This window comes from Pseudomonas nicosulfuronedens (assembly GCF_005877905.1).
GTDB lineage: Bacteria > Pseudomonadota > Gammaproteobacteria > Pseudomonadales > Pseudomonadaceae > Pseudomonas > Pseudomonas nicosulfuronedens.
In genome coordinates this window covers 22,679-29,282 of record NZ_SWDV01000052.1, presented here as the reverse complement: position 1 = coordinate 29,282, position 6,604 = coordinate 22,679, and the positions used below count along the sequence as shown (strand labels likewise).

5 protein-coding genes are annotated in these 6,604 nt (G+C 64.9%); 1 reads left to right on the top strand and 4 read right to left on the bottom strand.

Annotated elements, in window-relative coordinates; translation table 11 throughout:
- Positions 1-102: 102 nt before the first annotated feature.
- The 4 genes from FAS41_RS28325 to pobA all read right to left on the bottom strand — a co-directional run bounded on the left by FAS41_RS28325 (position 103) and on the right by pobA (position 5,613).
- Positions 103-1,257 (bottom strand): catalase family protein, encoded by a 1,155-nt coding sequence (locus FAS41_RS28325; protein WP_138526634.1) that lies wholly within the window; start codon positions 1,255-1,257, stop codon positions 103-105.
- A gap of 276 nt (positions 1,258-1,533) precedes the next feature.
- The gene (locus tag FAS41_RS28320; RefSeq protein WP_138526633.1) at positions 1,534-3,453 is read right to left on the bottom strand and encodes a di-heme-cytochrome C peroxidase; all 1,920 of its coding nucleotides are present in this window, start codon (positions 3,451-3,453) and stop codon (positions 1,534-1,536) included.
- A gap of 269 nt (positions 3,454-3,722) precedes the next feature.
- Positions 3,723-4,031, bottom strand: coding sequence for a hypothetical protein (locus FAS41_RS28315; protein WP_138526632.1), 309 nt, complete (start codon positions 4,029-4,031; stop codon positions 3,723-3,725).
- A gap of 397 nt (positions 4,032-4,428) precedes the next feature.
- Positions 4,429-5,613: a 4-hydroxybenzoate 3-monooxygenase gene (pobA, locus tag FAS41_RS28310; RefSeq protein WP_138526631.1), complete on the bottom strand. Its 1,185-nt coding sequence runs from the start codon at positions 5,611-5,613 to the stop codon at positions 4,429-4,431.
- Positions 5,614-5,730: 117 nt separating this feature from the next.
- Here pobA and FAS41_RS28305 point away from each other — a divergent pair, with 117 nt between their 5' ends.
- Positions 5,731-6,600 carry a helix-turn-helix domain-containing protein gene (locus tag FAS41_RS28305; RefSeq protein ID WP_171049568.1) on the top strand — a complete coding sequence of 290 codons (870 nt, stop codon included), beginning with the start codon at positions 5,731-5,733 and terminating at the stop codon, positions 6,598-6,600.
- The last annotated feature ends 4 nt before the right edge of the window (positions 6,601-6,604 follow it).

Sequence of the window (6,604 nt, the reverse complement as noted above, 5' to 3'; positions counted from 1 at the left end):
ATTTTGAGTGATAAGGAGATTCTCGATCATGTCCCACCCCTGTGTGGCGATTCGAAATTCTTGTTCCTGCTTAGCCCTAGCTAATTAGAGCTAAGGACCGATCTATTCCCCGCCCACCCCATTCCTCTGATGCCGATAAACACTCACCGCCTCATAAACCGCCTTCCGCAGCCGGTTGATCCCGCCAATCGGCTGGTGCTCCGGCAGGGCATGCCATGGGTTGTAGGAGATGTTGTCGCAGGCGAGGTTCTGCTCGCGGCTGTCGAAGTCCTGGGGCGGGATGTTGACGGTGGCGACGGTCTGGAAGGGGGCGTCTTTTTCGCTCCATTCGACGCTGACGTCTTCGATGGGCATGTACTTGCTCGGGTCCTGTTTCTGCACTTGCAGGGCGAAGCAGGCGGAGACGCGGTCGACCGAGAGTTGCTGGTACATGGCGGTACGCAGGAAGTTGGGGAGCTTTTCATTAAGCTTGGGTAGCTGGTAGGCCGGGCAGCCTTCGGTCTGTGGGATAACGCGGAACTTGATGTTGTTTTCTTCACCCAGCTTGTAGGGGGCGATGCCGTTGTAGCCGGTTTCGAAGGGGCTGTCGGGGGCAGGGGCGAGGGTCTGCAGGGCGATGACCAGGTGGCGGATTTCCCAGGTGCTGGGCTTCCAGCTGGGGAAGAAGGCGGCGACCTTCTGGCCGCTGGCTTGCGCGGCGAAGTTCTGCCGGTATTCGGCGACATCGCGGACGAAGAACACCGAGTGGTTGAACATGACGAAGTCCTGCTCGGTGTCGTGGCCTTTGCCGGGCATCAGTTTGGCGCCGGGCACATCGAGCAGCTTGATGGCCATGCCGCGGGCGTCGCGGGCGCTGTCGAACTGCGGGTAGGCGTTGCCGTTGGAGAAGCGGACCATGGCTTCCCATTTGTGGCCCGGTTCGGCGAACACGCCCTGGCGCAGGCCGGGGGCGATGTCGCTGGCAACGGTTACTTCCGCCTTCACGCAGCCGTGGGCCTTGGCGTGGGCGTCACGCAGTACGCGGGTGTTGTCGCGGTGCTGTTCGACGATGCGCACGGCGTCTTCGATGATGGCCTGGGTGAGCTGGGCTTCGCCCGGCGGGATTTCTTCCTGGGCGGAGACGGGGCCGGAGAATTTCCAGGCGTAGTAGAGGCTGCCGAGGCCCCAGCCGAGCAGGCCGATGGCGGCGACGGCGAGCAGCAGACGGCCGAGCCATTTGCCGAGGAAGAGCCAGATTCGGGTGAGCAGGGAGCGCATGGCACGGGGTCCTTTGGTGTTTTCTTTTTGTGGAGGGGATTCCGTTCCCTGGCCCGTGCGGGCTGGCTGTGGGGCGTTTCCCTCTCCCTAGCCCTCTTCCTGAGGGGAGAGGGGATGGGGTCGGTGATTCGGTGGTGCTCCGGAGCTTTATCTGTAGGAGCGAGCTTGCTCGCGAACGGATTTTCCGTTGGCGCCGGAGCTGGGCGGGTTCGCGAGCAAGGACTAGGCGTCCCCCTCGGTCCTACAAAAAACAAAAGACAGTTCAGCGCTGGCCGGTCATTCGCACTTCGGCCCGGGCGTCCATGGTGGGGTGGGGACGTTCGGGGCGAGTTTGCTTTCGTACTCGGGGTTGCCCAGCACCTTCAGGTATTCCACCAGCGCCCAGCGCTCTTCCGGCGACAGGGCGCGGCCGATGACGCCGTCCTTCCGGCAGCCGTCGCGGAATTCGTGGCCGCGGTTGCTGTTGCCGGTGACGCTGGTCTTGTAGAGGAAGCCGCCGGGGAAGCGCTCGGTGCGGTAGCCGGCGAACTTGGGGTCGTACTCGAAGCTGCCGACCCAGAATTGCGCGTCGCGCTCGGCCACCGGGGAGAGCATCTGGAACAGGTTGGGCACCGAGCCGTTGTGCAGGAAGGGCGGGGTGGCCCAGATGCCGTCCAGCGGGCGGGCCTTGTAGGCACGCAGTTCCTGCACGCCGATGGGCAGGCCGTAGCCGTTCATTTCCTGCTGCTGCGCTTCGCTGATGTGCGCGTCGCGGTAGGCGCGCTGCTCGACGAAGGCGGTGACGTAGGCCAGGCCCTTGGCGGCGGAGATCTTCGACAGGTCGAGTTTCTCGTCGTTCTCGGGATAGAGGTGGACGTTCATGCCCTTGAGCTCTTCGACCTTGAGCTTGAGCGGACGCACGTCGAAGGTGTGGTCGGCGATGTTGTCGGCGGTGGTCGGGTCGGTGCCGATCTCGCTGGTGGGTACCATCTTCATGCGCCACTCGGGCACGCGGGCCGGGGCGATGTAGTCCGCCGCGCCGGGTTCCTTCACATGCGGGCCGTGGCAGTAGACGCAGTTGGCCTGGAACAGCGCGCGGCCCTGGGAGGCTTTCTTCAGGTCGATGTCGCCGAAGACCGCTTTCGGCCAGGTCGGCGGTTTCAACTGCTTGAGGGTTTCTTCGAGGGTGTAGAGGTCGCGCAGACGCACGCTGGAGGCGTAGCGCTCATCGCCCATCACCGGTTTGCCGTCGCTTTCGAACAGGCGCAGGGTGGCGCCGACGCCGAGGGCTTCGCCAATGTTGCGCGCCATGGGCTGCATGGCGGAGCCGTTCCACTGCACCCAGTCGAATTTCCAGATGTCCCACACCTGCGGGTAGTTCACCGGGGCGTTGGCGACGCGGTAGTTGGAGGCGTCGATGCCGTCGCCGAACACGCTGTTGGCGATGCGGCCAAAGGCGTCGGCGCGGCCGGGCCCTTCCAGGGTCGGGTAGAGGCCGCGGTGGGTATCGTTCCAGGCGGTGGAGAGCAGGGTACCGAGGACGTTGCGCACGTCGCGCTTGAGCGCGGCTTTGCCCTTGGGATAGCGGTCGCCCAGGACACCCTTGGCGAAGCGGTCGAACTTCCACGGCACGTAGTAGGTGGACGCGAGGCTGGCGCCCAGCGCCTGGCCGAACGCGCCGCCGCGCAGAGTGGGCACGGTGGAGGCGATGGAGTGCATGGCGGCGCCGCCGTCGATGCGCACGGCAGTGCCTTTGTAGCGCAGCTCGCCGGTGTGGCAGGCGGAGCAGGTGATGTCGAGGTACCAGGCGCCGGTCTCGCCGTCCTGGTGGCGGGCGAAGCCGACCGGCAGGTTGCCGGGATTCTTTGTGGTAGTGAGCGCGGTGGCGGCCAGCGTGTCGTCGGCGGCGCGGCCGATCTGCTCGGGCTCGATGAGGAAGCCGAAGCGCGCAAGGTTTTCCGGGCTGGCGAACTTGTCCTTGTTGAAGGGCTGCTCGAGGTGGGTGAACCAGTCGTAGCGCAGGCCTTTCACCTGGGTGCCCTGGGGCGTGTAGTAGTACGTTTCGCGGTCTGCCGGGCTCCACTGGTCGAGGTGGACCATCTTCTCCGGCTTGGAATATTCGGGGAGATTGGGATGCGCGGTGTACCAGGCGATGACGCCGCCGACGAGCAAGAGGAGCAGCAGGACTGCAAGTAGGACGCGTCCGAGAATGCGCATCGAAACTTCCTTGTTATGTGTGCGAAAAAGAATCGGACGTTTATGCCAAGTACCGGCCGGATTGGCAAGGTGATGGCTTACGGAATTCAGGGTTTTTATGGCGGGTCAGGGGCTGGGCGGGGTGTTGCCGATTCGCGGGGAAGAGTTGTACGTGGCGGCAGCATGGGTATCGCTGCGCTCCACCCATCCTACGGGGAGCTCCGGGGTGGGTAAGTGGCACGCTCGTAGGATGGCGTGGAGCGAAGCGATACCCATCGTCTTTCAGGCAATCACCCAGGGCGCAGTTCCAGCAGCAGGCTCAGGCAGATCGCCGCGCCGATCAGCAGGCCGACCACGCTGGCGATGATCAGTGGCCAGCGCAGGCCGGGGCTGTCGTCTTCGTCATCGGGAAGGCGCGCATGGATGGTGGGCCAGAGTTCGTCCGGTGGCGGCAGCTCCGGCCAGGGTTCGTCGCTGGGTGGCGGGGAGGGGTGGTCGGCGAGCTGGTAGAGCAGGGCGACCATCCAGTCCAGCGCGGCGATGCGCGTGGGGTGGTAGCGGTCGGCGTCGGTCCAGACATGGAGGAAGGTGTCGACCAACAGGGTGTCGGCGGTTGTCTGATCGCTCTTCAGCTTTAGCGCCAGTGGGTAGAGCCGAGGGGCGGTGCAGCGGTACAGCGTGGCGAAGGCGCGCGCATCCCCGTCGCCGCTCTCGGCGAGCAGGTAGCTGAGGAAGTTGGCTTCGTCCGGGTCGATGGTGGCCTCCGGCGGTGTCGCGGCGAGCGGCGTGGCTGGAGGGTAAGAATAGTCGTGGGCTGTTTGTAGGAGCGAGCTTGCTCGCGAACGGCGTTACCGGCAGCTCCGGCGTAAGGCGGTTCGCGAGCAAGCTCGCTCCTACAGAATCGTAGGGGAAGAACCTGGAACAGGTTATCCGCCGGCTCTTGAACGGCGGATAACGCTGGCGCGTTATGCGCCCTACGGAGCTGGGAAATCGGCGTCAGGCCACCTCCTCGAAAGGCAAGCCGACATAGTTCTCCGCGATGGTCGTGCGGCCGGCCTCGGAGCCGAGGAAGTAGTCCAGCTCGGTCTCCAGCATGCGCCGGGTGAAGGCGTCGCTGTCGGGGAACTGGTGCAGCATCGAGGTCATCCACCAGGAGAAGCGTTCGGCCTTCCAGATGCGCCGCAGGGCGATGGGCGAATACTGCTCCAGCAGGTCGGTGCGGCCTTCGCCGTAGACCTTCACCAGGATGCGGTGCAACGCGTCGACGTCGCTGGCGGCGAGGTTCAGGCCCTTGGCGCCGGTGGGCGGGACGATGTGGCCTGCGTCTCCGACGAGGAACAACCGGCCGTATTGCAGCGGCTCCACCACGAAGCTGCGCAGCGGGGCGATGCTCTTTTCCAGCGATGGCCCGGTGATCAGCTGGCGTGCGGCGTCCTCGGGAATCCGGCGCTTGAGTTCTTCCCAGAAGCGCTCGTCGGACCAGTCTTCCACTTTCTCGTCCAGCCCCACCTGCAGGTAGTAGCGGCTGCGGGTGACGCTGCGCTGGCTGCACAGGCTGAAGCCGCGTTCGCTGCTGGCGTAGATGAGCTCGTGGTTGACCGGCGGGGTATCGCTGAGCAGGCCGAGCCAGCCGAATGGATAGACGCGCTCGAAGGTTTTCAGGCGCTCGACGGGAATGCTGCGCCGGGCCACGCCGTGGAAGCCGTCGCAGCCGGCGATGTAGTCGCAGTCCAGGCGTACGTGTTCGCCCTGGTGCGTGAAAGTGACGTAGGGCTTTTCGCAGGTAACGTCATGCAGCTCCACGTCGGCCGCTTCGTACACGCTCATCGCTCCGCTGGCCGCGCGGGCCTGCATCAGGTCACGGGTGACTTCGGTCTGGCCGTAGACCATGACCTGCTTTCCGCCAGTGAGGGCCTTGAGGTCGATGCGTTCGCGACGGCCGTTGAGGACCAGTTCGAAACCGTCGTGGAGCAGCCCTTCGGCGTCCATCCGGGTGCTGGCGCCGGCTTCGCGCAGCAGATCGGCGGTGCCCTGTTCAAGGACGCCAGCGCGGATGCGACTGAGCACATAGTCAGGTGTCTGACGTTCGAGGATCACGCTGTCGATGCCAGCCTTGTGCAGCAGCTGGCCAAGCAGGAGGCCGGCAGGGCCGGCGCCGATAATGGCGACTTGAGTCTTCATGGGGTGGCTCCTTGGAGAGCGCTGTTGTTTTTGTCTCCTGCATTTTTTGTGGATGAGGCAGGCCTTTGAAGGTAATTTCCAACAGTCTTCTTGGATTTTTCATGGATGTGGGCGGTGATCGAACAACCTGCTGACACGCCGGTCCCGGTGTTCCGCCTGTATGGCGAAACGACGGTGTGGCCGACGCCGGACCTGATCCACTGCGAATCCATCGCCTCGCGTAGCCGTCTGCACGACTGGGAAATCCGACCGCATCGGCATGGCGATCTGGTGCAGCTTCTCTATGTGCAGTCCGGCGCGGCGGAGCTGGAAGTGGAGGGGCAGGTGACGCCGGTCCGCGAGGCTTCGCTGCAGGTCACTCCGGCGTTGGCGGTGCACGGTTTCCGCTTTGCCGAAGACGTGCAGGGCTGGGTGCTGAGCATGGGGCTGCCGCTGGCCGAGCAACTCGGTGGCCTGCTGCAAAGCTCGGTGCTGGAGCAAGCGGTGTGCTTCACCGTGGGCGAGGGCAAGCGCGAGCTGGATGGGCTGTTCGAGTCCATCGAGCGCGAGTACGCGCAGTCGGCGCCGGGTCGCGACCTGATGTTGCAGTCGCTGCTCAACCTGCTGCTGGTCTGGCTCAGCCGCCGGGCGCTGGAACAGTCCCGCGCCGAGGCCAGCCAGCAGGACCGTGGCGTCGAGCATGTACACGCGTTCTGCCGCTTGCTGGAGCAGGACTTCCGCGAACACCGGCCCATCGAGCATTACGCGGCGGCGCTGGGCATCAGCTCTGCACACCTCAATGCGCTGTGCCGGCGGCTGGGCGGGCAGTCGGCTTTGCAGATGATCCACCAGCGCCTGCTGCTGGAGGCCAAGCGCAACCTGGTGTACACAGCCATGACCATCCAGCAGGTGTCGGACAGCCTGGGCTTCTCCGAACCCGCCTACTTCTCCCGATTCTTCAAGCGCTACGCCGGGGTTTCGCCCCGTGCGTTCCGCGAGCTGCGCTGAGCTG

Excerpts from the sequence above, each read along its gene's own strand:
- pobA (WP_138526631.1), bottom strand. The coding sequence starts at position 5,613 with ATGAAGACTCAAGTCGCCATTATCGGCGCCGGCCCTGCCGGCCTCCTG.
- FAS41_RS28325 (WP_138526634.1), bottom strand. The coding sequence starts at position 1,257 with ATGCGCTCCCTGCTCACCCGAATCTGGCTCTTCCTCGGCAAATGGCTC.
- FAS41_RS28320 (WP_138526633.1), bottom strand. The coding sequence starts at position 3,453 with ATGCGCATTCTCGGACGCGTCCTACTTGCAGTCCTGCTGCTCCTCTTG.